Genomic DNA, 25,569 nt, shown 5'->3' on the forward strand with positions numbered 1-25,569 from the left:
TCATGCGGCGAGCTCCCGTGGCAGCTTTTCGGCGACGCGCAGCACGGCGGAACGCGAGCGCGGGTTCGCCACCAACTCCGCCTCGGACGGAAACCGTGCCTTGCCGACCGCAGCGAGCAGGGCCGGGGCGACCGGCACCGGTGGACCGCGCCGGCTGTTCTGCACGCGACCGGAGTGGTCGCGAATGAACAGTTTCACCGCGCGATCCTCCAGCGAGTGGAAACTGATCACGGACAACCGGCCGCCGGGCTTGAGGCGTTCCAGCGCGGCGTTCAACCCCTGCTGCAACGCGTCCAGTTCGCCGTTCACGCAAATGCGCAGCGCCTGGAAACTGCGCGTGGCCGGGTGCTTGCCCGGCTCGCGCCGTCCGACCACGCGCTCGATCAGTGCCGCCAGTTGACCGGTGCGCGTGAAAGGCGTGCTGTCGCGGTCGGCCACGATGGCGCGGGCGATGCGCCGACTGTGGCGCTCTTCGCCATAGTTCCACAGCACATCGGCGATTTCGCGCTCACTGGCCTGCGCCACGAAATCCGCCGCGCTCTGGCCTTGGGTCGGATCCATGCGCATGTCCAGCGGCGCATCCGCCATGAAGCTGAAGCCGCGCGCGGCTTCATCCAGCTGCGGCGAGGAAACGCCCAGGTCGAGCAGCACGCCATCGAGCCCGGCCGCGGTCTCGTCCCATTCGGCAAGACTGGAAAAATTGGCATGGCGAATCGCCACACGCGCATCGCCGGCAAACTCGGCGCGCGCCGCAGCGACGGCCGTGGGGTCGCGATCCATCAGCAACAGCCGGCCGGCCGGACCCAGACGCGACAACACCTCGCGCGCATGCCCACCGCGCCCGAAAGTGCCATCCAGATAGCGCCCGTCTGCCCGCACGGACAAACCCTCCACCGCCTCGCCCAGCATCACCGGGATATGCTGCAATTGCACCGAGCGCACTCCCGTCCCGTCCCGCATGATTCCGCTACATCCGCACCCGTGATTACAGGCGCAGCTCTGCCATTTCGCTGGTGATCTCGTTCTCGCCGATGCTCTGGCGGATCTTGGCCATGTGTGCCTGCTCGCTCCACAGCTCGAACTTGTCGCCCATGCCGAGCAGCACCGCCTTTTTCTCGATGCCGGTGGTCGCGCGCTGGCTCGCCGGCAACAGGATTCGCGCCGCACTGTCCGGTTCGACCACCGCCGCCGCGCCGACCAGCTTCATCTGCAGGTCGCGATGGGCGGTTTTCACCTTGGACAGCGCGTTGACCTGGTCGCGCGCCTGCTCCCATACCGCGTAGGGGAACAACCACAGGCAGCCCGGCTCGAACGGGTTATAGGTGACCACCAGACGATTGGCACACTCGCCCGCGACCAGCTCCCGATATGCAGTCGGGATGGCCAGTCGGCCCTTGTCGTCCACGGTAATGGCGGTCTCGCCCTGGAACACGATCAGCTGACTCCACGAAAACCCACGATTTCACACTGGAACCCACGATAATCTCGGACCCTGAGACTGTCAAGGGAAATTGCTTGTGAATCAATGAGTAAAGGCAGAATCCTGACTGAACGTGCAGCATATTCTCAGGAATGGCAGCAAGGTGCTTGAAACCAACGGTTTTTTTGAACCGCGCCGTGAACGGTATCGGCTCGAAACCCCGCCGTATCAGTGAATATCGAGGCTGTTTCGAGTTGCCGGCATGAATTGCCGTTCACACAAGCCCTCCACCACCCCGACCGTAGCGATCGAGATGGCGGAGGGATCGGCAAAGAGGTGGAGTCGGCCTGTAAGCCGGGTTCTGTACGTCTTGCGACGCGACAGTCATTCCTCTCGGCCAGGCGTCGCCGCCTGGCTCCAGCAACCTACCCGGGAACAACGCGGGCCGCGTTATCGTTCCCCTATTTGGTCTTGCTCCGAGTGGGGTTTACCGTGCCGTACGGCGTTGGCCCCGTACGCGGTGCGCTCTTACCGCACCCTTTCACCCTTGCCTGTGCCCTTGCGGGCCATCGGCGGTCTGCTCTCTGTTGCACTGGCCGTCGGCTCACGCCGCCCAGGAGTTACCTGGCACTCTGCCCTGTGGAGCCCGGACTTTCCTCGATGCACTTGCGTGCGACGCGACTGTCCGGCCGACTCCATCGCCAGTGTACTGGGTGGGGGTGGGGATGGGGAATGGAGATCCGGGATTCGGATTCGGAAGCAGCGATCCGGACCCGAACGATTCCGTGCTGCCCGCCGGACTGTAGGAGCGCACCCTGTGCGCGAGCTCTTCCGTCACGTCGCCAAAAGCATCGCGCACAGGGTGCGCTCCTACCCTTCATAGAGGAGCTTCCGTGGCGCGCCGCTGATCGCTGCAGCCAGCTTCGCAGCCTTCGCCGGCGGCAGTTCGTCGCGCAGGATCGCGAAGACGCGGCGCCCTTCGGCCAGCTTGGCGTCGGCTTCCTCGCTGCACCCGGCCACCAGGATCACGTGCTCGCCGCGTTGCTGATCGGGGTCGGCGACTACGCGTGCGGCCAGCGCCGCCAGTGGCTCGCCGAGCACGGTCTCGAACATCTTGGTCAGTTCGCGCGCCAGCACGGCTTCGCGCTCCGCGCCGAACACGTCGCGCATGTCGGCCAGGCTTTCGGCGACGCGATGTGATGACTCGTAGAAGATGAGGGTGCGCGACTCGTCGACCAGTTCCTGCAGACGGCTGCGGCGGGCGGCTGCCTTCGCCGGCAGGAAGCCCTCGAACACGAAGCGGTCGCTGGGCAGACCGGCAACCGACAAGGCCGCGATCGCGGCGCAGGCGCCCGGCACCGGGATGCAGCGGACGCCCGCCGCGCGGGCGGCGCGCACCAGGCGGAAGCCGGGATCGCTGATCAGCGGCGTGCCGGCATCGGAAATCAGCGCCACGTCGTCGCCCGACTGCAGACGGCGCACGAGCGCGTCCACCGCGTCGCGCTCGTTGTGTTCGTGCAGCGCAAGCAGTGGCGTGCCGATCTGGTGATGAGCCAGCAGCGGGCGGCTATGGCGGGTGTCCTCGGCCGCGATCACGGCCACCGCGCGCAGGCTCTCGATGGCCCGCGCCGACAAATCGTCGCGATGGCCGATCGGCGTGGCTACCACCCACAGGCAACCTGGCTGAACTGATGACATCGGGTGACTCCATGGGCCCGTGGTTCGATCGGCTATCATCGCGCATTGATGAACATGACGAACAAGGGATTTCCCATGCGCTTCATGCGCCTGCCGCGAATCATCGCGATCGGACTGCTGTTTTCACTCTTGCTCAATGCCTGCGTGCCGACCAGCGCGGTGCGTTCACCGGCAGAGATCGCCGCCGCGCAAAGTGCCGCGGCACTGGCGCGGCAAGGCCAGTTTGATCAGGCAGCGCAAGCCTACCTGGACCTGGCCGGGCAATCCCCGGGCCACGCGGACAGCTACCGGCTGCAGGCTGCCGAGGCGTGGCGCCAGGAAGGCCAGATTGCACGAGCCGCGCCGGTGCTGGACAAGATCAAGCGCGAGCGCCTGAGCGGTGACGAACCGCTGCGATTGGACTTGTTGCGCGCGGAACTCGCGCTCAACCAGAACAACCCGCACGGCGCGCTGCGGCTGACCGGCCAGCCGAACGTCCAGGTGCCGCCATCGCTGCGCCCCCGCCTGCTGGAGCTTCGTGCACGTGCGATGAAGGCCGTCGGCGACATCTGGGGCGCCGCGCGCACTCGCGTGCAGATGAATGACGAGCTTCAAGGATTCGACCAGGCCCAGAACCGTCGGCAGGCACTCGAGCTGCTGAGTGAGCTGGGAGTTGCGCCGCTCAAGCAGCGCGCCGCCGCGATGAAGCCCGGTGACCACATGTTGCCGTGGGTCAACGAAGCGTTGCGGCAGCTCGGCGTCAGCGTGGCGCAGCCGCAACCGGAGCTGCAGCAAGCCGTAGGCATGCTCCTGCCCGGCTCCGGTGCAAACGTGCGCGAGGGCTACCAGGTGCCGGCCAAGGTGGCGCTGCTGCTGCCTTCCGACGGCAATTATGCCGCCGCGAGCGCGCCCATAAGACAGGGCTTTTTCACAGCCTATTTCGACGCCGGCAGCAATCACGCACCGCGACCCTCGGTTCGCGTCTATGACAGCCGGGGCACCGCCGACGGCGCCGTGCAGGCTTACCAGCAGGCAGTGCGCGACGGCGCCAAGCTGGTGGTGGGGCCGTTAACCCGCAGCGAGGTAGCGGCCGTATTCGGTCAGGCGCAACTGCCGGTGCCGGTGCTGGCGCTGAACCATCCGGACGGGCGGCAACTGCCCGCCGGCAACGCCAGCGAGTTCGGCCTGCTGCCCGAAACCGAGGGCGCCCAGGTGGCCGACCACATGGCCGAACGCGGAATCCTTCGCGCCTATGTGGTGATATCAGGCGATGACTTCGCCCAGCGTGCCGCGGATGCGTTCAAGGCCGAATTCGATTCACGCGGCGGCGAGGTCATCGACACGACCGTGCTGCCCACCGACACAACCAGCTACGCCGACAACATTCGCAGCATGCACATGTCGGACGCGCCCGCCGCAGCCGCCAGCGTGACCGCCTACGCGAGCGCCACCGAGGATGGCGTGAATGCCACCGGCAACACCGGCATCTTCATCAGCATGCGCCCGAAGCAGGCGCGGCTGCTGATGCCGCAGCTGCGCATTGCGCAGATCAGCCTGCCGACATTCGCCACCTCGCACGTCTATGCCGGCAGCGACGATGCGATGGCCAATCGCGATCTGGACGGCCTGGAGTTCTGTGATGCACCGTGGTTGTTCGACGCCCAGCCCGGCCTGCCCGATCGCTCCGCCATCGCGGCGCAGCTGCCGGCCGCCCAGGGCGGCGCCGCTCGCCTGTTCGCCTTCGGCATGGATGCGTGGAACCTGGTGCCGTATCTGGACTGGCTGCGCGAGCATCCGGGCAGCTACATGCCGGGTGCAACCGGTCAGCTCGGCGCCGATCAGTTCGGTCGTATCCGCCGGGTGTTGACCTGGGCGAAATTCCAGAACGGCCTGGCGCAACCGTTGAGTGGCAGCCTGCAGATCGAGGCGGTGCCATCGACCACCCCGCCAGAGCAGACCGAACCGGCGCCGGCCAGCTCCACCGCAAGCGGCGACCAACCCGTCCTTTCCCACTGATGCGCGCAGCAGGCGATGGCTATGAGCAGCGCGCCTGCGAGGAACTCGAGCGCGCCGGGCTGAAACTGCTGGCGCGCAACTACACGACGCGTCACGGCGAACTGGACCTGGTGATGCGCGACGCCGACACCGTGGTCTTCGTCGAAGTGCGCTACCGCAAGAGCGCAAGCCATGGCGACGCTGCAGCCTCGGTCACGCCGGCCAAACAGGCCAAACTGATTCTGGCCGCGCAGCACTGGCTGGCTGCGCACCCGCGCCACGCACGCCAGGCCTGCCGCTTCGACGTGGTCAGCTACGACGGCCCGGCCGACGCCATCCAGCGCCAGTGGTTGCGTGGCGCATTCGAGGCCGGCTGATCTGGCGCAGCGTCCTGGCGTCCATAGTGGATTACGCTTGAACGATGCCCGTGCCCACCGACCTGCTCACCCGCCTGCGCAAATCCTTTCCCGATGACTCGCTAGCCATCGGCGAGGCCGAACGTATCGCGTATTCCTACGACAACTCGCGGCGCAGCGCCCTGCCCGATGTCGTGGCATTCCCCACCGCGCATGCCCAGGTCGTGGCCTTGGTGCAGGCCTGTCGCGAACACGCCGTGCCCGTCGTGGCACGCGGGCGCGGCACCAACACCACGGGTGCGACGGTGCCGGTACACGGCGGCGTGGTGGTCAGCTTCGAGCGGATGAGCCGGATCGTGCGGATCGACCCGGACAACCGCCTCGCCGTGGTCGAGCCGGGCGTGCTCAACGGCGATCTGCAGCAGGCGCTGGCCGCCCACGGCTTCTTCTGGCCACCCGATCCATCCTCGGCCGCGTGGTGCAGCATCGGCGGCAACCTGGCCTGCAACTCGGCCGGGCCGCGCACGGTGAAGTACGGCAGCCCACGCGAGAACACCCTGGGTCTGCGCGCCGTGGCCGGCACTGGCGATGGCTTCCGCTGCGGCACGTACACCAGCAAGGGCGCCACCGGCTATGACCTGACCCGGCTGCTGATCGGCTCCGAAGGCACGCTGGCGCTGATTACCGAGGCCACGCTGAAGCTGACGCCGAAACCCTCGGCGCTGCGCACGTTGCGCGCGACCTATCGTGACGTCGGCGCAGCGGCGCGCGCGGTCGCGCGGATCATGGCGCAGCCGGTCACGCCCTGTGCGCTCGAATTCATGGACACCGTGGCGCTGCAGCTGGCGCACACCCATGGCGGCGACAGCGTGCCGTTGGCTGGCGCGCTGCTGATGATCGAGGTGGATGGCGAACCCGAATCGCTGGTGGCATCGGTCGAGGCGGTGTCAGCCGCCGCCCGCGGCCAGGGACTGCAGGAGCTGCGCGTGGCTGCCAGCGCCGAAGAGCGCCACACGCTGTGGGCGGCGCGCAAAGCCCTGTCGCCGGCGCAACGCGCCATCTCCGTGCACAAGATCAACGAGGACGTGGTAGTGCCGGTCAGCCGGCTTCCCGCGCTGGTCGATGGCGTCCAGCAACTGGCGGCGAAACACGCGCTGCCGATCGTCAGCTTCGGCCACGCCGGCAACGGCAACCTGCACGTGAATCTGCTGCCGCGTGATGAGGCCGAACGCGGGCGTGCGCCCGCGTGTCTCGCCGGACTGTTCGAGTTGGTGATCTCGCTGGAAGGCACGTTGTCGGGCGAACACGGCATCGGCCTGGTCAAGCGCGAGTTCATGCCGCTGGCGCTGGAGGACACGACGCTGAAGCTGATGCGCAATATCAAGGCCGCGCTCGACCCCGACGGCATTCTCAACCCCGGCAAGTTGCTGCCGTGATGGCCGGGAATCGGGAGTCGGAAATGGGGAATCGGAAGGACAAGAGTGCGACCCATCGGGCACGTGAGGTGAACCAGTTGCTCACGCAGATCCGCGCGTGCCGGATTTGCGAGGCGCACTTGCCGCTGGGGCCGCGTCCGGTACTGCAGGCGTCGGCCACGTCGCGACTGTTGATCGTCAGCCAGGCGCCGGGGCGCAAGGTGCACGAGAGCGGCATTCCGTTCGACGATGTCAGCGGCGACCGTTTGCGCGAATGGCTGGGCATCGACAAACCCGTCTTCTACGACGCCAGCCGCGTCGCCATCGTACCGATGGGCTTCTGCTTCCCCGGCAGCGGCAAGGGCGGCGACCTGCCGCCCCGGCCCGAATGCGCACCCACCTGGCACCCGCGCCTGCTGCCGCTGCTGGACCAGGTGCAACTGACCCTGGCCATCGGCCAGTACGCGCAGCGCGGTCTGCTCCGCGTTCCGCGGGGCACCAAGCTGACCGATACCGTGCGCGACTGGCGCCGGCATCTCGAACACGGCGTGCTGCCGCTGCCACATCCGAGTCCGCGCAACCGGCCCTGGGTCATGCATAACCTGTGGTTCGAAGCCGAGCTGCTGCCGGTGCTGCGCGAACGTGTCACCGCCGCCTTGCGCGCTGCCGATTGAGCTACCGCTGCAGCGCGCCTTGCCGGTTCCATGCAGCTTCCTCTAACCTGCCCCGATCAACGGCTCCGTCCCTTGATCACATCGCGACTGCAGGCTGCGACAGGGGTTGGCGGGCAGAGCCCGCCCTACAAGGCGACAACGTAGGGCGGGCTCTGCCCGCCGACTCATCGACAGCAAGGCAGGCCGTGATCTGATCAGGCGACGGGGTCAGTAGCTGCGGGACATCGTCCGTGCAGTTTGGGGAAAACCTGCCGGATACCTGCCCGTGAATCTGAAGCTGCGCCTGATCGTGATGAACTTCCTGCAGTTCTACATCTGGGGGGCGTGGCTGCTGACCATCGGCGCGTACTGGTTCCAGCACCAGCATTGGTCGGGCACCAGCTTCGGCGCGATCTTCTCGACCATGGGCATCGCCTCGCTGTTCATGCCCTCGCTGGCCGGCATCATCGCCGACAAGTGGATCAATGCCGAACGGCTGTACGGCGTGTTCCAGATCGCCGGCGCGATCGTGCTGTTCAGCGTGCCGCTGGTGGACGATCCACACACGATGTTCTGGGTCATGTTGCTCAACATGGTCTTCTACATGCCGACCATCTCGCTCTCCATTGCGGTGGCCTACAACGCGCTCAAGCGCGACGGGCTCGACGTGGTCACGCACTACCCGCCGATCCGGGTCTGGGGCACGATCGGCTTCATCGCCGCCACCTGGACCGTCAGCCTGCTGCATTTCGAGACCTCGCCGATGCAGTTCCGCGTGGCCGCGGCCGCCTCGCTGGTGCTGGGCCTGTATGCGTTCACCCTGCCCAAATGCCCGCCGAGACTCGACGCCGCGCACAGCCGCAGCCTGGCCGATCGGCTGGGGCTGACCTCGTTCGTGCTGTTCAAGGACCGCAACATGGCGGTGTTCTTCATCTTCGCCATGCTGCTGGGCGCGGCACTGCAACTGACCAATGCCTACGGCGACACCTTTCTGCACGACTTCGCCCACATCGACGCGTACAAGGACCTGCTCGCCGTACGCTATCCGGCGATCATCATCTCCATCTCGCAAGTCTCCGAAACCGTCTTCATCCTGACCATCCCGTTCTTCCTCAAGCGCTTCGGCATCAAGGCGGTGATGACGATGAGCATGCTGGCCTGGGTGCTGCGCTTCGGCCTGTTCGGCTTCGGCAACCCGGCCGGCGGCCTGTGGATGATCGTGCTGTCGTGCATCATCTACGGCATGGCATTCGACTTCTTCAACATCTCCGGCTCGCTGTACGTGGAAAGCCAGGCCGACCCGCGCATCCGCGCCAGCGCGCAAGGGCTGTTCATGCTGATGACCAACGGCGTGGGTGCCGTGCTGGGCAGCCTGATCGCCGGTTTCGTGATCGACCACTTCTTTACTGCCCACACCTGCAACGAAGCCGTTGCCATCTGCAAGGATTGGCAGGGCATCTGGCTGGCCTTTGCCGGTTACGCGCTGGTGATGGCGATCGCGTTCGTGCCGCTGTTCAAGCATCGGCACGACCGTGCCGCCGCGCAACGGGTCGTGCCCACACACTGATCCGTCCGCCGGCGGTCACGTATTGTTATTGCGAATCATTTTCATTTAACATGCGCCTCCCCATCCCGGAGGCCTCATGTCCCTTGCCGTTCGCCCACTCGTCCCGTTGCTCGCCCTTGTCCTTGCCGGGACCGCCCAGGCCGCCGACCAGATCTCGGCCGTCACCCTCGAGCGGGTCGAGGTTTCCGAAAGCACCCTGCGCATGCCGCAGAGCCAGGGCGCGCTGCCGACCACCATCACGGTGATCACCGCGGAGGATTTGCGCCAACAGCTGGCGATCACGCCGGACCTCTCCGACGCCATCGGCAACCTGCTGCCATCGTTCGCGCCCTCGACGCAGAAGCTCAGTTCACGCGGCCAGACGCTGCGCGGACGCAACCCGCTGTACATGATCGACGGCGTGCCGCAGTCGAGCCCGTTGCGCAACGGCTCACGCGATGCCTACACGATAGATCCGGCCATGATCGAGCGGATCGAGATCGTCGAAGGCTCCAATTCGATGCAAGGCCTGGGCGCAGCCGGCGGCATCATCAACATCATCACCAAGCGCGCCCCGCAACAGGACGGCGTGCGCCAGGAAGTCACGCTCAATGCCAGTGCACCGACCCGCGGCGCGGACGGGTTCGGCGGCGGTGGCGCCTATCTGCTCGGTGCACGCAGCGGTGCGTTCGACATCGTGGCGGGCGTGTCGTGGCGCGAGCGTGGCATGTACTCCGACGCCAAGGGCCGTCTGATCGGCGTCAACGGCACCCAGGGCGACCTGATGGATTCCCAAAGCTGGGACGGCTTCGCCAAGCTCGGCTTCGACTTCAGCGGCGCGCGGCGTCTGCAGGTAACCGTCAATCGCTTTGACCTGCAGGGGCATGGCGATTACACCGCCGTGTCCGGCGACCGCGACATCGACTTGCCGACCACGTCGGTCCGCGGCAAGCAGCCGGGCGACGCGCCGGCCAATCGCGTGCTGACCAGCAGCGTCGACTACCGCGACACGATGCTGGCCGGCGGCGAGCTGCGCGCGCAGCTCTACCACCAGAAGAATCGCGAGCTGTTCGGCGGCGGCACGTTCGGCACGTTCCAGGATCCCGCCTACGGCCCGGGCCTGCTGTTCGACCAGTCGCAGAACGTGTCGACCAAGGACGGCGCACGCCTGTCGTGGGCACGGCGCGGTCTGCTGGACGAAAAGCTCACCCTGCTGGCGGGGGCCGACGCCTACCGCGACACCACCTTCCAGGAACTGACCCACACCGGTCGCCACTGGGTGCCGGACAGCACCTACACCGGCTGGGCCCCATTCCTGCAGGCGGAATACTGGCCAGCGCACACGCTCTCGCTGTCCGGCGGATTGCGCCGCGAACGCGGCTCGCTGGACGTACCCACCTTCCAGACGCTGGCGTCATACCACGGCGTCACCGTGCAGGGCGGCACCACCAGTTTCAGCAAGACCCTGCCCAACGCCGGCCTGGTGTGGTACCTGGGCGACCGGTTCAATCTGTTCGCCAGCTACGCCGAGGGCTACACCTTGCCCGATGTGGGACGCGTGCTGCGCGGGATCAACCAGCCCGGTCAAAGCGTCGCCACCTTCCTCGATCTCAAGCCGGTGGTGTCGGACAATCGCGAAGCCGGTTTCGAATACGCCGGCGAGCAGGCTGGCGCGCGCGTGAGCTATTACACCTCGCGCTCGCGGCTGGGTTCGGTGCTGGTGTTCGACGCCCCCAACCAGGTCTACAACGTGATGCGCCAGCGCGTCGCGATCAGCGGCTGGGAGGCACGCGGCCATTGGCAGCCCCGGGTCGACACGCGCCTGGATGCCTCGTTCGCCGTCAATCGCGGGCGCTCGGACCGCAACGGTGACGGTCGCATCGACTCGGATCTCGATGGCGCCAATATCGCACCCAACCGGCTCAACCTGTCATGGACACAGCGCTGGAACGACGCCTGGTCGAGCTACCTGCAGTTCAGCCACCTCTACAGTCGCAGCTTCAGCACGCTGGGCCAGACCACCGCGCAATTTGACGGTTACAGCACCGCCGACGCCTACCTGAAATGGCAAAGCGCGCGCGCCGGCAACTGGACCCTGGGCGTGCAGAACCTGGCCAACAAGCAGTACATCAACTACGTGTCCCAGACTGTCGGCAACGACGACTCCTGGTACGCCGGGCGGGGACGGGTCCTGTCGCTTACCTGGCAACAGGTTTTCTGAGATGGCGGCAGCCGGCCCCATGACAGCCACGCGGACGACTGCCGGCGGCACGCGCCACTGGATCAGGCGACTGCATCTGTGGGCCGGGCTCAGCGTGGGCCTGGTCTACGCGCTGATTGCGCTCAGCGGCAGTGTGCTGGTGTTCCAGACGCCGCTGCTGCGCTGGCTGCATCCGCAACTGTCCGGCCATGCACAGGCCGACGCGGGCACCCGCGCCGCCGTGCTCGCAAAGCTGTCGCGTGAATGGTCGGCCAGCGGTTTGCGCAGCGCCGACCTGCCCACGGCGGATCTGCCGGTCTGGCAGTTGTACTTCGCCGATGGCAGCCGACGCTACCTGGACCCCGGCGATGGCCACCTGCTGCTGACCCGCGCACCCGGCAGCGATCTGCTGTTGACGCTGCGCGACTGGCACACGCACCTGCTGGCCGGCGAAACGGGCGAAACCCTGCTCGGCATATTCGGCTGGATCACGCTGGGCCTGCTCGTTTCCGGCATCTGGCTCTGGTGGCCGGGTCGGCACAAGCTGGGCGCCAGCCTGCGCCTGCATGCGCAACCGCCCGCGCGGCGATGGCTCAGCTGGCACCGCAGCCTTGGCGCACTCAGTCTGCCGCTGCTGTTGCTGGTGACGCTCACCGGCACCTTGATGATCTACAGCGCCGCGACGCGCCGCGTACTCCAGACCCTGGCCAACGACGCGCCCGCCGTCGTCCCGGCGCCTGTCGCGCCGCAACCAGGGCCGATCGACTGGCGGGCCGTGCTCGACATGGCGCAGCACGCGCTGCCCGATGCACAACTGCGCCGTATCGCCATGCCGAAGGCGAACGACGGGCGCGTGGTGATTCGCGCCCGTTCACCGGGCGAGTGGCACCCGGTGGGACGCAGCCAGATCTGGATCGACCCCCGCCGCATGCAGGTGCTGGCCACACGCGACGCCTCCATCGACGGCCTCGGCGCCCGCACCAGCAACACGATCTATCCGCTGCACGCGGGGAGCGTGGGTGGCTTGATCGGCGCCTGGCTGGTGCTTCTGGCCGGCCTGTTGCCGCCGTTCTTCCTGGTGACCGGCTTTCTCTTCTGGCGCGCGCGGCAGCCGCGAAAGCGCACGTAAGGGCGACGGCAACCGGTTGCTGGCGCAGGGCACGCGCCATGCCGAGGCCGCCTGCGCCACCGATGGCGAGTTCACTTCGAGCCAGGCCTCCGCGGGCCAGCTCGTCGGGCCGCACCCCGCCTATGCTCGGCCCCTCAAAAACCCCCACTTTTCATCAAGTTGCTTTCAAATTTTGCAGTAGCTACGATGCCAGTATCGCAAGTTCTTGCGTTTTGGAGGGAGGAACCAGACCAGCGCACCGGGTCTCGACACGAGCCTGAGGCCAGCGGCTGGCCGAGGCTCAAGCATTTTGCGGACACGGGGATACGCCATGGGCGATGCCGTGATCGCGCCACCAGCTCCATCACGGGGAAACCAGCATGAAGATTCGTCACCATCGCCGCCAGCGCCTGGCGTTCTCGATTCTTGCCGCACTTGCCGTCACGACCCTGCCTGCCGCGTTCGCGCAGGACACGACCACACCTGCCAGCGAAGGACCGAGTACGGAGGACAAGGTCACCACGCTGAGTCAGATCACCGTACGCGCGCAAAAGCGCGTGGAGCTTCTGCAGGACGTCCCGATCACCATGGCGACGCTGCCCGAGCAGCTGCTGCAGGACACCGGCGTGCACGACATCAAGGACCTGCAGACCCTGGTCCCCACGCTGTTTGTTACCAGCACCACCTCCGAGACCCAGACCACCGCGCGCATCCGCGGCGTCGGCACCGTGGGCGACAACCCCGGCCTGGAATCCTCGGTCGGCATCGTGATCGACGGCGTACCGCGCGCGCGCAACGGCGTGGCCTTCGGCGACCTGGGCGAGCTGGAGCAAGTCGAGGTGCTGAAGGGTCCGCAAGGCACCGTGTTCGGCAAGAACACCTCGGCCGGCTTGATCAACATCATCACCAAGCGGCCGGTGTTCAAGCAGGAAGGCGACTTGGAGCTCACCGTCGGCAACTACAACGCCCGTGGCATCTCCGCGTCGTACAACAACAAGCTGAGCGACATGGCGGCCTTCCGCATCTACGCGGTGGACCGCGAGCGCGATGGCTTCAACAAGGTCAATACCGGTACCGGGCCGCGCACGCTGACCCGCGATGGCGACCAGAACTTCCACTCGGTGCGCGCGCAGCTGTTGCTCACGCCCACGAACAGCGTCGACATCAACTTCATCGGCGACTACACCCAGCGCAACGAGGACTGCTGCGTCGGCGTCACCATCGTGCGCGGACCCACCGGCGCCATCGTCGACGCGCTGGCGGGCGGCAACGGCGTGATTCCGGCAGTGGACATCGACAAGCGCCTGGCCTACAGCAATCGCGACACCACCCAGCGCATCATCGACAAGGGCGTGTCAGGCGAAGTGAACTGGACCACTCCGTGGCTGGGCCATGCCACACTCACCTCGATCACGGCACTGCGTCGCTGGGATGCGGTCGGCGGCGCCGACCTCGACTTCAGTGGCGCCGACATCTGGTACCGGCCGTACGGGGCGAACGACAACTCGGTGCGCTTCAACACCTTCAGCCAGGAGCTGCGCCTGGCCGGCACCACCGACCGCGTCGACTGGATGGTCGGCCTCTATCACGACAACGAAAAGCTGCAACGGCATGATGCCGTTTCGCTGGGCGCGGCCTACGAGCCATACCTGTCCATCGCCGTGCTGAACAACATCGCCGAATCCTTCCCGCCGGGCCTCATCAATACCGCCGGTGCGGCAACATTCCTGTCGCAGGCCGCCGGCATGCCGTACGGCACCGCGTTCGCCGGCGCCGCCTCGCACGACCGCTGGAAGCAGGATGCGAAGAGCACCGCCGCATTCAGCAACATCACCTTCCATGCGACCGACCAGCTGGCCCTCACCCTCGGCTTGCGCTACACGCACGAAAACAAGTCGGTCGACTCGTTCTACAGCAATCCGAACGGCGGACTGGCATGCGGCGCCGCGCTGGCCAATCCGGGCCAGGTCGGCGCGGCACTGGCCGGACGCGGCGTGCCGGCGCCATACCTCAGCGCCATCGTGCCCACGGTGATCGGCTACATGTGCCTGCCGTGGGCCAACCCGATGTTCAACGGCCGCACCACGGCGCAGAATTTCACCGCCAACGAATGGTCGGGCACGACCAAGGCCGCCTACCGCTGGAACGACAGCGTGATGACCTATGCCTCGGCGGCACGCGGGTACAAGGCCGGTGGCTTCAACCTCGATCGGGTGCAGTCCGGCAATGGATTGAGCGACGGCCCGCAAGGCATCGTTCCGGTCACCGACACCTCGTTCCCCGGCGAATTCGTCAACAGCTACGAGCTGGGTGCCAAGACCAGCTGGCAGGGCGGCAACCTGTTGCTGAACGCGGCGCTGTTCCATTCGAAGTACACCGACTTCCAGCTCAACAGCTTCCTGGGCACCAGCTACGTGGTGCGCTCGGTGCCCGAATTGACCACCAAGGGCCTGGACACCGACCTGCTGTGGCAGACGCGCATCACCGGACTGTCGCTGCAGGCCGGTGCCACCTATACCGACGCGAAGTACGGCAACGATCCCTTGCCTGATCCCGCACTGGCCCTGGTACCGGGCGGCACCGCCGGCTTCGCGCCGCGATGGGCGCTGACCGGCGGCGTCACCTACCAGTGGAATTTCAACAGCTACCTGATGGGCCGCTTCAACGCGGGCGCCAAGTACATGACCGAGTACAACACCGGCTCGGACCTCAACCCGGCCAAGATGCAGCCGGCCTATACCCTGCTCAACGCCCGGCTGATCGTCGGGGCGGTCAGCAAGCGCTGGCAGGTCGAACTGTGGGGCAGCAACCTCACCAACCGGACCTACAAGCAGGTCGGTTTCGACGCACCCATCCAGCCCGGTTCCTACAACGCGTTCCTGGGCGCGCCACGCACGTATGGCCTGACCCTGCGCGGAACGCTGTAAGCGCTCCCCGGGAAGCCGTCACCCGACGGCTTCCCGGTTTCACCTACAATGCGCCGATGCAGATTGGCCCCTACCTGATCGACCCGCCGGTGGTGCTCGCCCCCATGGCGGGCGTCACCGACAAGCCGTTCCGGCTGCTGTGCAAGCAGCTGGGCGCGGGCTTGGCCGTGTCGGAAATGACCAACGCCGATCCCCGCCTGTGGCACACGCGCAAATCCCTGCAGCGGATGGACCACGATGGCGAGCCCGAACCGGTCAGCGTGCAGATCGCCGGTTACGACCCGGCGATGCTGGCCGAGGCGGCGCGTTTCAACGTCGCCAATGGCGCGCAGATCATCGACATCAACATGGGTTGCCCGGCCAAGAAGGTGTGCAACGTATGGTCGGGCTCGGCGCTGTTGCAGGATGAGCCTTTGGTGGCGCGCATCGTCAAGGCCGTGGTCGATGCGGTCGACGCACCGGTCACGCTGAAAATCCGTACCGGCTGGGACCGACAGAACCGCAACGCACTCAACATCGCGCGCATCGCCGAGGACAATGGTATCGCGGCACTTGCCGTGCACGGCCGCACCCGCGCCGACAAGTATCAGGGCGAGGCCGAATACGACACCATCGCCGCGGTCAAGGCTGCGGTGAGCATTCCGGTACTCGCCAATGGCGACGTCAACACACCGCAGCAGGCCCGCCACGTGCTCGACGTCACCGGGGCCGATGCACTGATGATCGGCCGCGGCGCGCAAGGTCGGCCGTGGATCTTTCGCGAAATCGCGCACTATCTCGCCACCGGCGAGCTGCTGGCCGAACCGGAACCCGATGAAGTGGCGGCCATCCTGCTCGGCCACCTCGAACAGCTGTACGCGTTCTACGGCGAGCAGGCCGGTGTGCGCATTGCACGCAAGCATCTGGGCTGGTATGCGAAAGACCGCCCGGAAAATGCCGCGTTCCGCCACGTGGTCAATCGCGCCGAAACCGCCAACGAGCAGCTGCGACTGACCCGCGACTATTTCCTCGCCTTGTCCAGCGACGCGCGCATCGCGGCGTAACCCACCGCGGCAAACACCCGCATCGCCGTCGCGCGCCTGTCCGGCATTGCATTGGCGGCAGCGGCAGTCGATTTTCCCCCATCCGACATGCTGTTAGGCTGAAAAGAACCCCCTCGTTCACCTGGGAGCCCCGATGAAGCCCTACCTGCGCCCGCTGTGCCTGTTGCTGATTCTCTCGCTGATTTGCGGCATGGCGTCGGCGGCAGCACCGACAGGCTCCTCCGCGGTGATCAAGGTTTTCCCGATCGCCGCAGGCACGGCCGCGAGCGTGACGCCCGCAGACAAGCTGCACAGCGCCAACCAGCCGTTGATCGTCGGCATCAAGGTGGCACCGCCGTTCGTGATCGAGGATCACGGCAAGTACAGCGGTCTGGCGATCGACCTGTGGCAGGAAATTGCCGCCGATCATGGCTGGAAGTACGAGTACAGGCCTTACGATCTGGAAGGGCTGCTGGACGCGGTCAGCGACAGCAAGGTGGATGTCGGCATCGGCGCGATCACGGCCACCGCCGCACGCGAGAAGCGCATGGATTTCGCGCATCCGATCACCAGCTCGGGGCTGGGTGTGGCTGTGCGTGGGGGACAAACCGCGGGCTGGCTGGCGGTGGTGCGGGCGCTGGTGTCACCGGCCTTTCTCAAGGTCATCGCCACGCTGGCGCTGCTGCTGTTCGTGGTCGGCTTCCTGGTCTGGCTGCTGGAGCACAAGCGCAACCCGGAGCAATTCGGCGGCACGCGCCGGCAGGGCATCTTCTCGGGCTTCTGGTGGGCGATGGTGACCATGACCACCGTCGGCTACGGCGACACCGCACCACGCACGGTGGGCGGGCGTGTCATCGGACTGGTCTGGATGCTGGCGGCGCTGATCATCGTGTCGTTCTTCACCGCCTCGATCACCAGCGCGCTCACGGTGGGCCAGCTCAGCGACCGCGTCCGCAGCGGCTCCGACCTGGGTGGCATGCAGGTGGCAAGCGTGCCGTCCAGCACCAGCGCGAGCTGGCTGGAACGGCAAGGCTTCGGCTTCAGCAAGGCCGACGACGTCGACGCCGCCCTGGGCGATCTTGCTGCCGGCCGCGTGGATGCGGTGGTCTACGATGCGCCGCTGCTGCGCTGGGACATCCACCAGCGCTTTCGCGGCAAGCTGAAGGTGTTGCCGCTGGTGCTGGAGCGCCAGGATTACGCCTTCGCCCTGCCCACCGGCAGCCGCCTGCGCGAACCCATCGACACCTCGCTGCTGCAGCGGATCAACGCCCCCGACTGGCCCGCGCGTCTGGAAAAGGCCTTCGGCGACACGCAGCCCTGATGATGCACTGAGTTCCCGCAGCCACCGCAGGTGGGCACTGGCGTGCGTTTCGGAACTCCGGGTCGTAGTATTCGGGACTGGGGAAGTGGATGGCATGTCGATGAATGCAGGACAGTCCGTAACCGCGCCGCCGGATGCGAGCGAGCGACTCGAACGCGCCCAGCAGCGTTGGGAGCTCGTCGACATTCTGCTGCGCCGCCTCGCCACCCGTCTCACCTATGCCGCCGATGGACGCACCGCGGAACTTGACGAGACCCTGGGCGACCTGCGCCGACGGCTGCGCGAACCGCTCGGCGAGAGCGCGCTCGAATCGTTGCTGACCGACCTGACCGATGCCGTGCGATCTCTCGACGCGGTGCCGGGCGCGCCGCAGGCCGTGCCCACCACTGCGATCGTCACCGCCCCCGCGGTGACCGCTTCCACCGCTGTCGTGCTGCTGCAACTGATCGATCGTTTGTCGCTGGACGATGCTTCCGCCGACTCCCTTGGCAACGTACGTCAGGCGGTGCTCGCTGCGGTCGACGACACCGAACTCGCCAGCCAGGCCCGGACGCTTGCGCGCCTGGTCAACCGCCATCACCGACAACTCGGAGAACAACGCGCCGCCGCCGAGCGTCTGCTGGCCCACGTCACGAAACAGCTGGACGAGCTGGCACAGTACCTCGACCGCGAGAACGTCGACCGCCTCGACGGCAGTGGCGCGCGTCAGGAACTCGATCGCCACCTGACCAGTGAGATCGATGCGCTGGGCAGCCACTTGCAGCAGTCGCCCGACACCAGTTCCCTGCAGCTGGAGTTGCAGTCACGACTGGGGGCGATCACCAACCACCTCAAGACATTCCGGGAGCGTGAAGAGGCACGTGAACGCGACTGGCAGGCCCGTTCCGAACAGATGAACCGGCGCATTCACGAACTGGAACGCTCGGCGCAATCGATGGAAGCCAGCCTGCGCCAGGAGCACAAGCTCGCCTCGACCGATCCGCTGACGGGCCTGGCCAATCGGGCGGTATTCCAGCAGCACCTCGCATTGACCTGCGAACAGGCCGCACAGGGAGACACGCATGCTTGCCTGCTGGTACTCGACATCGACCACTTCAAGCAGATCAACGACCGCTTCGGGCATGCCGCCGGCGACCGCGCGCTGCGCATCGTGGCCGACCAGCTGAAGGCCCGGTTGCGCGCCGACGACCTGCTGGCCCGCTATGGCGGCGAGGAATTCGTGGCGGTGTTGGCGGGCGCTTCGATCGAGGCGGGCCGGAACGTGGCGGAGGATCTGCGCAGCTGCATCGAAGGCGTCGGTTTCCGCGGCCAGCAGCAGCCCATCCGTATCACCCTCTCATGCGGCGTCACCGCGTTGCGCGTCGGCGACACGCCCGAACAGGCATTTGATCGCGCCGATCGCGCCCTGTATCGCGCCAAGCGCAACGGACGCAACCGCTGCGAGCTGGTGTAGTGCCGTGGATCCGGCACGGCCATCCAGACGTCTGAACGAAACCTGCGTGCCTGGCACTTCATCGGCTGCAAAACCGGACTTGCCGGTGTATCATGCCCGACTGCATTTATCTTTCTATCCGCACAAAGGGATATAAACAGCGATGTCCAACTACCTGTTCACCTCCGAATCGGTCTCCGAAGGCCATCCGGACAAGGTCGCCGACCAGATTTCCGATGCCGTGCTCGACGCGATCATCGTGCAGGACCCGTTGGCACGCGTGGCCTGCGAGACGATGGTCAAGACCGGCGTGGCGATCGTGGCGGGCGAGATCACCACCAGCGCCTGGATCGACCTGGAAGCGATCACGCGCAAGGTGATCCTGGACATTGGCTATGACTCCAGCGAAGTCGGTTTCGACGGCGCCACCTGCGGCGTGTTGAACCTGATCGGCAAGCAGTCGCCCGACATCAACCGCGGCGTGGATCGCAAGAAGCCCGAAGAACAGGGCGCGGGCGACCAGGGCTTGATGTTCGGCTACGCCACCAGCGAGACCAAGTCGTTCATGCCTGCCGCGATTCACTTCTCGCATCGCCTGGTCGAGCAGCAGGCCAAAATCCGCAAGCAGAAGAATTCGCCAATGCCGTGGCTGCGCCCGGATGCCAAGAGCCAGGTCACCTTGCGCTACGACAACGGCAAGGCCGTGGGCATCGACGCCGTGGTGCTGTCGACCCAGCACGATCCGGGCGTGAAGCAGAAAGACCTGGTCGAGGCCGTGCGCGAGCACATCCTCAAGCCGGTGCTGCCGGCCAGGTGGCTGCACAAGGGTACCAAGTTCCACATCAACCCGACCGGCAAGTTCGAGATCGGCGGGCCGGTGGGCGACTGCGGCCTGACCGGCCGCAAGATCATCGTGGATACGTACGGCGGTTGGGCTCGCCATGGTGGCGGCGCATTCTCCGGCAAGGACCCGTCCAAGGTCGATCGTTCGGCCGCCTATGCCGCTCGTTATGTTGCCAAGAACATCGTGGCCGCCGGCATTGCCGCCCGTTGCGAGGTGCAGGTGAGCTACGCGATCGGCGTGGCCAAACCCACCTCGATCTCGGTGACCACCTTCGGCACCGGCAAGATCAGCGACGATGAAATCGAGAAGCTGATCCGCAGACACTTCGACCTGAGCCCGTACGGTATCCTGCAGATGCTCGACCTGATCCACCCGATGTACCAGCAGACGGCCAGCTACGGTCACTTCGGCCGCGCCGCGCAACCGAACAGCTACTTCGAGTGGGACACGATCGAGAACGGCCAGAAAGTGAAGAAACGCAGCGGCCCGTTCACCGCATTCTCGTGGGAAAAGACCGACCGTGCCGAAGCCCTGCGCAAGGACGCGAAGCTGAAGTAGGCGGTATTTGCCTTGCACGTGCAGAAAAGGCCGCCCCCGGGCGGCCTTTTCTTGTTCGCTCAATGCAGCAACATTCCCGGCGGCAAATGCGCGGCCAATCGGTGACGATGATTGATCGGTGGCAGGCCGAAAGCCTCGCGCACGCGGTCGGCGGGAAAGCCGATGTGCTTCGGCTTGATCACTACGACCTCGCTCAATCGCTCGGTCAATTCGCGCGCCGAACCGGCCTGGCCATGCGACAGATCACTCTCGATTTGGAAGGCGAACTGGTTCAAGGTGGCCAGCACCGAACGCGAGTTGCTCGACGCCAGCTGCATGTCGCCCATCGACTCGGCTTCCGCCGCAGCCATATCAGCCGGGATCTCCAGATGCAGCAGCGCCTTGAACAAGGCCTGGCCGAAGCGCTCGGGAATCAACTTATAGGGCGCCGCATCGATCACCACGCCGAAGCGGGTCGACTCGCTTACCGCCAACACCAGCTGGATGCCCGAGACACGAATCAGGTTGGCCGTCCATTCGCCAAGGCGACTGCTGGCCGGCGCCGGATCGGCCACCGGCGAGGCCCTCATCGCCTTGAGCAGCTTGGCGGTGCAACGGAAGGCGGTCATCGCGATCAGGCCCGTCTTTATCCACCGATGGCCCGGCGCAATTGCGCCCCCACCGATACTCCGGCCGTCGCGGCATCCGTCGCCATCAGGAACACGCAGCGCCCCTTGCTGGCGGCTGCCCACACGGCACCGATATCGCGCTTCTCTTTCGAGTCGTCATTGCTGTAACGATCCCCGCCTTTGTACTCCAGCGCGAACAGGCGGCCATCGACGAGTTCGGCGACGAAGTCAGGGTAGAAGCGGTCGCTGGAGGTCGGCAGCCAGAACGAGGCGTCGGGCTGGCGTTCCAGGTTGCGCACCCAGTGTTTCACCACATCGAGCCGGTCGAGTTCGATGGCGCAGACGGTCTCTTCCGCGTCGATGTCCTCTTTCAACTCGCCGGGCAGCGGATAGTAGTGTTTGCGGAAGCGGTAACGCGCAGTAGCCGGATAGAGCCAGCGCGCCGGGTATATCTGCGGATCGAAGTGGAACTGGATGTGCTGGTCGAGTCGCACCTGCGCCGTCCCCGCCAAAAGGGACTGCTGGAAAGCCGCGCGTTTCTCGCCCTTGAGCAACTTGGCCAGTTGCGCAGCCGCGGCGTCGGCCAGGTCATTGAGGTGGCGGGCCAGATAGGTCAGCTCGAAGCCGCGCGCCGCCAGCCCGTCCAACATCCGTCCCAGCCACGCGACCATGTCCGGCTGCAGGATCGCATCGCGACGCAGGCGGCGATCCAGCACACGCAACACATCCTCGCGGCGAATGCCCTCGGTCCCGCTGTCGAGCGCAAGGTCGTATTGCGCCTCGTCCTCGCGCACCTGCATGTGGCCGCGCTCCACATCGATCAGGTAGGGGCGAACCGTTTCCCGCCGCTGAAAGTCTGGCAGCTCGGCGCCCAGGCCGGCCAGCGAAAAGTCGGCGAACTCGGCCAGCAGCTCCGGCTCGTACAAGGCCAACCTACCCTGCAACGGCACCGCCAACTGCGGCAGCGGGGCAAAGGCCTCGCCGCGTTCACTGGGCGCAGTGGCCATCAAGGCGCGGATCTGATGACGTTCCAGCTCGCGTCCCAGGTGCTCGCGTTCGCGTTTCGGTGCAGCGGCAACCACCTGGGCCATGACCTCGGCGTCGATCAGGCCGCTCACGGTGAGTTGGCCTGCGCCATCCACTTCGGCGACCTTCACCTGTGCCGGCAAGGCCGCCGCCACCGCATGCGCCACCGCGAGTGGCAGGTCGAACACCGATTCCACCGGCGCCGCCGTGGCGGGCCGCTCGGCAAACAGGTCGGCATCCAGCGACGGCTGCACGAATTGCGCCACCTCCATCTCCTCGAAGCCCATGGTCACCAGGCGATCCGCCAACTGGTTGGCCACCTGCGCCGTGCCGGCACCACAGACGTGGGCGTAGGCGCGGTTCAACTTCTCGGACGTGCGTCGCTGTGCGTATGGCATGCGCAGCACGCGCCCCAGCAGCTGCTCCATGTCTTTCGCCGAGCGGATGTTCTGCACCGTGCAGAACACATAGGCAAACGAGCAATCCCAGCCTTCCTTGAGCGCCTCCACCGTGATCACGAAATCCACCGGACAGGCGCGGTCGAACAGGTTCACACCATCGAGCTCGCGCTGGTTGCCGGTGGCGACGGCGATACGCCGCTCCTCGATGTGCAGCGTGTCGAGCAGGAACGCCTTGAGCACGTCGACGGTCGCCTCGTTGCCGCGCTGGTCGGCCTGGAACAGCACGATCGGCCGCACATAGTCCGGCTCGGCAGTGGCCTCGCGTGCCAGCACGTCGCGGGTCAGCACCGCGTCGCGCACCGATTCACGCCAGTTCGGATGCGGCGCCAGCACGATCGGCAGCTTGATCATGTGCGCCGCCTTCAACTCCTGCGCGGAGACGTGGTACAGCAGGTTCTGGTCCTTCGCCGGCGTGGCGGTCCACTCGATCACGCAGGCCGGCCGGATGCGTCGGAGCACTTCCAGCGACAGGCTCGACTGCGCGTTGTGCGCCTCATCCATGATCACGATGGGCCGATGCCAGGCCAGCAGGTTGGCAAAGCTGCGCTTGATCTTGCCCAGGTCACCACGCCCCAGATACGGCTGCGCCTCCAGATCGCGGTCGCTTACCCGCTCGAAGAACGCGGCATCCGGCGCGCTGGCAAAATGCGGCTCGAAATTCTCCTTGTACGCGTACACCTCGCGACCGGTGGTGTTCTCCACCCGCAGCGTCTGCAAAGTGCCGACCACCACGATCGCCCGGTTGCCGAAATCCTGCGCGCGCAACTGCTCGCAGTCGGCGATGTCGATCACCTTGAGCCGGTCGTCCGGCCAGTAGCCAAGCAAGGCCTCGCGGTACGGATGGCCAGGTGTTTTCAGCGCCTCCAGCGTTTGCGTGCGGATCGCGTTGCTGGGCACCAGCCACAGCGCCAGCGGCGCCGTGGTGCCCACATACAACCGCGCCGCGCGTTCGATCGCGTGCGCCGCCATCAGCGTTTTGCCGCCACCGGTGGGCACACGCAGGCAGGCGATCGGCAGCTCCGGCGAGTCCGCGGTGAAGGGGTGATACGGCAAGGTCGGTGCGCTCTCGCCCAGCGCCGCGCGGCGTGCCTCGTTGAACGCGGACTGCATATCCTCCGCGCCATGTCGTCCACGCGCCCCGCCAAGGAACGCTTCCAGCGCGGCCAACGCGTCGGTTTGGTACTTCTTGAGCGTCAGCGTCATGAATGAACCACCTCGAAGGTCGATGACGAAGGCTCGTCATCCCTGCGAACGCAGGGATCCAGCGCCTTGCCGTTGCAAAAAGTCACCACACTGGATTCCTGCTTTCGCAGGAATGACGGGCTACCGGAGAATGAGTGACCGCTTGACATCAACGCACCCGGATGTCGTAGGGAATCTGCTTGAACTCGATGTTCAAATGCTTGCGCGTCGCTGGCTGCAACCGGCTGGCCTCGCCGTACACCAGCCAGGCCCCGGTGTGCTCCGGCAACAACGCCCTGATGTCCTCCCACACCGCATGCGTCAGCACGTTGCCGCCTTGCGGCCGGCGGTCGCCGAGGATGCCGTTGTACAGCAGCACGATCGCCGTTTCGCCATGCACGCCGAGCAGCGGCGTTGGCGCAGGGGTCGGCCGCGGCGTCAACGGATGCCCCTGGCGCTCGGCCTCCTCCACCGCATCCATCCACGGCGTCAGGCAGGGTATGCGCCGGGCTGGACATCCATCCGCCGCCGTACCGCCACGCCAGGGGCGTCGGGTTTCGACAAACCACAGATACGCCGCCAGCGGCGCAAAGCGCACGCTGGGCGAAATGCGTCCGTCCTGCTCGAACACCGGCTCGCCCAGGCGCATGAAGTGGAAACCGCCGCCACCCTGCCAGTTCACCGCCGCCGAGATGCCGCCGGGCTCGCCCTCGACCACCTTGGTCAAGCGCGGCAGGCAGTGGGTTCGCGCATGCTCGCCCATCTCGATACCGATCCATCGACGGCCCATCTTGTGCGCCACGGCGGCAGTGGTGCCGGAGCCGAGGAAGGAGTCGAGAACGAGGTCGTCGGGGTTGGTGGCGATAGCCAAAATGCGCTGAAGCAAGCGCTCAGGCTTTGGCGTTCCGAAGCTCTCCTCTCCACCGAAAAGCTCGTTCGCTTCCTTTTTTGCTTCATCGGTATGACCCGCATCTTCATGTGGCCACCAAGTCCACGGGACTAGTCCTTCGACTTCGGATAGAAAGCGAATCACGCCCGGCTGTGCATTTCCGTCCTTGCCCCAATAGATGCGGCCCTTTGAACGGAGGTTTTCAAATTCCGGCTCAACCATCGACCAGCAACGGCCCTCCGGAGGGCGATGGGCTTTACCAGTTGGCGAAACAATTTCATACATCTGATTGGGTCTAAAGCCCTGCGCAGTCATTGGCAAACTGCGCCATCGCTTTGCGGGATCGGTCTCTCTCGGGTTATCGGGATTGCGGTAAATCTTTGCTTGCTTTTCGTCCAGCGACAAACGATTCCGAACCCGCTTGAATTTCTCAGGCTCAGATGCGTAAACAAGCACGTAGTCGTGCACATCACCAATGGACCCTCGATTCTCGCGCGAATAACGCTTCTGCCAAACGCAGGTCGCAACGAACTTGTTTCGCCCGAAAATCTCATCCATCAACACTTTGAGGTAATGACCTTCGTTGTCGTCGATACTGACCCAGATCGACCCATCCTCCGCCAGCAGCTCGCGCAGCAGCTCCAGCCGCGGATACATCATCGACAACCATTGGCTGTGCTCCAGGTTGTCGTCGTAGTGCTCGAACGCGCTTTTGGTGTTGTACGGCGGGTCGATGAAGATGCATTTCACGCGGCCGGCGTACAGCGGCAGCAGGCTTTTCAGCGCATCCAGGTTGTCGCCCTGGATCAGGAGGTTGTCCGACGCCGGGTCGCCCACCTGTTCGACGGGTTGCAACAGGCGGTACGGCACCTGGCGCGCGGCCAGTTTGGCCTTGCGGTCGCCGAGCCAGTTCAGTTCAGGCATGGGTC

General features: G+C 65.9%; 18 protein-coding genes and 1 other RNA gene. 12 read left to right on the forward strand and 7 right to left on the reverse strand.

Going from position 1 to position 25,569, the window contains the following annotated elements; all coding sequences use genetic code 11:
• The 4 genes from rsmH to rsmI all read right to left on the reverse strand — a co-directional run bounded on the left by rsmH (window position 1) and on the right by rsmI (window position 3,118).
• Complete coding sequence (gene rsmH, locus AC0L58_RS13370) at window positions 1-960, reverse strand: 16S rRNA (cytosine(1402)-N(4))-methyltransferase RsmH (protein WP_473684184.1); 960 nt, start codon at window positions 958-960, stop codon at window positions 1-3.
• A gap of 25 nt (window positions 961-985) precedes the next feature.
• Window positions 986-1,432: a division/cell wall cluster transcriptional repressor MraZ gene (gene mraZ, locus AC0L58_RS13375; RefSeq protein ID WP_473684186.1), complete on the reverse strand. Its 447-nt coding sequence runs from the start codon at window positions 1,430-1,432 to the stop codon at window positions 986-988.
• Between the two features lie 322 nt (window positions 1,433-1,754).
• Window positions 1,755-2,117: RNase P RNA component class A (gene rnpB / locus AC0L58_RS13380), an RNA gene on the reverse strand.
• A 173-nt stretch (window positions 2,118-2,290) separates the two neighbouring features.
• Window positions 2,291-3,118 carry a 16S rRNA (cytidine(1402)-2'-O)-methyltransferase gene (gene rsmI / locus AC0L58_RS13385; RefSeq protein WP_473684188.1) on the reverse strand — a complete coding sequence of 276 codons (828 nt, stop codon included), beginning with the start codon at window positions 3,116-3,118 and terminating at the stop codon, window positions 2,291-2,293.
• 75 nt (window positions 3,119-3,193) lie between these two features.
• Here rsmI and AC0L58_RS13390 point away from each other — a divergent pair, with 75 nt between their 5' ends.
• The 12 genes from AC0L58_RS13390 (at window position 3,194) to metK (ending at window position 20,474) form a co-directional block, all read left to right on the forward strand.
• A complete protein-coding gene (locus AC0L58_RS13390; RefSeq protein ID WP_473684190.1) occupies window positions 3,194-5,113 on the forward strand; it encodes a penicillin-binding protein activator in 1,920 nt (639 codons plus the stop codon).
• Complete coding sequence (locus tag AC0L58_RS13395; RefSeq protein ID WP_473684192.1) at window positions 5,113-5,469, forward strand: YraN family protein; 357 nt, start codon at window positions 5,113-5,115, stop codon at window positions 5,467-5,469. Before AC0L58_RS13390 ends, AC0L58_RS13395 begins: the two co-directional genes overlap by 1 nt.
• Window positions 5,470-5,513: 44 nt before the next feature.
• Window positions 5,514-6,884 carry an FAD-binding oxidoreductase gene (locus AC0L58_RS13400; RefSeq protein ID WP_473684194.1) on the forward strand — a complete coding sequence of 457 codons (1,371 nt, stop codon included), beginning with the start codon at window positions 5,514-5,516 and terminating at the stop codon, window positions 6,882-6,884.
• A 23-nt stretch (window positions 6,885-6,907) separates the two neighbouring features.
• Window positions 6,908-7,537: a uracil-DNA glycosylase family protein gene (locus AC0L58_RS13405; protein ID WP_473684196.1), complete on the forward strand. Its 630-nt coding sequence runs from the start codon at window positions 6,908-6,910 to the stop codon at window positions 7,535-7,537.
• A 265-nt stretch (window positions 7,538-7,802) separates the two neighbouring features.
• Window positions 7,803-9,083, forward strand: coding sequence for a nucleoside permease (locus tag AC0L58_RS13410; RefSeq protein ID WP_473684198.1), 1,281 nt, complete (start codon window positions 7,803-7,805; stop codon window positions 9,081-9,083).
• Between the two features lie 76 nt (window positions 9,084-9,159).
• Complete coding sequence (locus AC0L58_RS13415; protein ID WP_473684200.1) at window positions 9,160-11,283, forward strand: TonB-dependent receptor; 2,124 nt, start codon at window positions 9,160-9,162, stop codon at window positions 11,281-11,283.
• A gap of 19 nt (window positions 11,284-11,302) precedes the next feature.
• On the forward strand, window positions 11,303-12,391 hold the full coding sequence (locus AC0L58_RS13420) for a PepSY-associated TM helix domain-containing protein (RefSeq protein WP_473684202.1): 1,089 nt from the start codon (window positions 11,303-11,305) through the stop codon (window positions 12,389-12,391).
• Window positions 12,392-12,750: 359 nt separating this feature from the next.
• Complete coding sequence (locus tag AC0L58_RS13425; protein WP_473684204.1) at window positions 12,751-15,297, forward strand: TonB-dependent receptor; 2,547 nt, start codon at window positions 12,751-12,753, stop codon at window positions 15,295-15,297.
• Window positions 15,298-15,353: 56 nt separating this feature from the next.
• Entirely contained in the window at window positions 15,354-16,340 is a 987-nt protein-coding gene (gene dusB, locus AC0L58_RS13430) for a tRNA dihydrouridine synthase DusB (protein WP_473684206.1), read from the forward strand.
• A gap of 133 nt (window positions 16,341-16,473) precedes the next feature.
• Window positions 16,474-17,640 carry a transporter substrate-binding domain-containing protein gene (locus AC0L58_RS13435; protein ID WP_473684208.1) on the forward strand — a complete coding sequence of 389 codons (1,167 nt, stop codon included), beginning with the start codon at window positions 16,474-16,476 and terminating at the stop codon, window positions 17,638-17,640.
• 94 nt (window positions 17,641-17,734) lie between these two features.
• Window positions 17,735-19,093, forward strand: coding sequence for a GGDEF domain-containing protein (locus AC0L58_RS13440; RefSeq protein ID WP_473684210.1), 1,359 nt, complete (start codon window positions 17,735-17,737; stop codon window positions 19,091-19,093).
• Window positions 19,094-19,235: 142 nt separating this feature from the next.
• Window positions 19,236-20,474 carry a methionine adenosyltransferase gene (gene metK, locus AC0L58_RS13445; protein ID WP_473684212.1) on the forward strand — a complete coding sequence of 413 codons (1,239 nt, stop codon included), beginning with the start codon at window positions 19,236-19,238 and terminating at the stop codon, window positions 20,472-20,474.
• A 59-nt stretch (window positions 20,475-20,533) separates the two neighbouring features.
• On the opposite strand, the gene AC0L58_RS13450 is transcribed toward metK, so the two are convergent.
• The 3 genes from AC0L58_RS13450 to AC0L58_RS13460 form a co-directional block, all read right to left on the reverse strand.
• Window positions 20,534-21,082: a DUF6933 domain-containing protein gene (locus AC0L58_RS13450; RefSeq protein WP_473684214.1), complete on the reverse strand. Its 549-nt coding sequence runs from the start codon at window positions 21,080-21,082 to the stop codon at window positions 20,534-20,536.
• A gap of 17 nt (window positions 21,083-21,099) precedes the next feature.
• Window positions 21,100-23,772, reverse strand: a complete 2,673-nt coding sequence (locus AC0L58_RS13455) for a DEAD/DEAH box helicase (protein ID WP_473684216.1) — start codon at window positions 23,770-23,772, stop codon at window positions 21,100-21,102.
• Between the two features lie 148 nt (window positions 23,773-23,920).
• The gene (locus AC0L58_RS13460; protein ID WP_473684218.1) at window positions 23,921-25,564 is read right to left on the reverse strand and encodes a site-specific DNA-methyltransferase; all 1,644 of its coding nucleotides are present in this window, start codon (window positions 25,562-25,564) and stop codon (window positions 23,921-23,923) included.
• Window positions 25,565-25,569 lie beyond the last annotated feature (5 nt).

It is taken from the genome of Rhodanobacter sp. G2-10 (assembly GCF_055809185.1).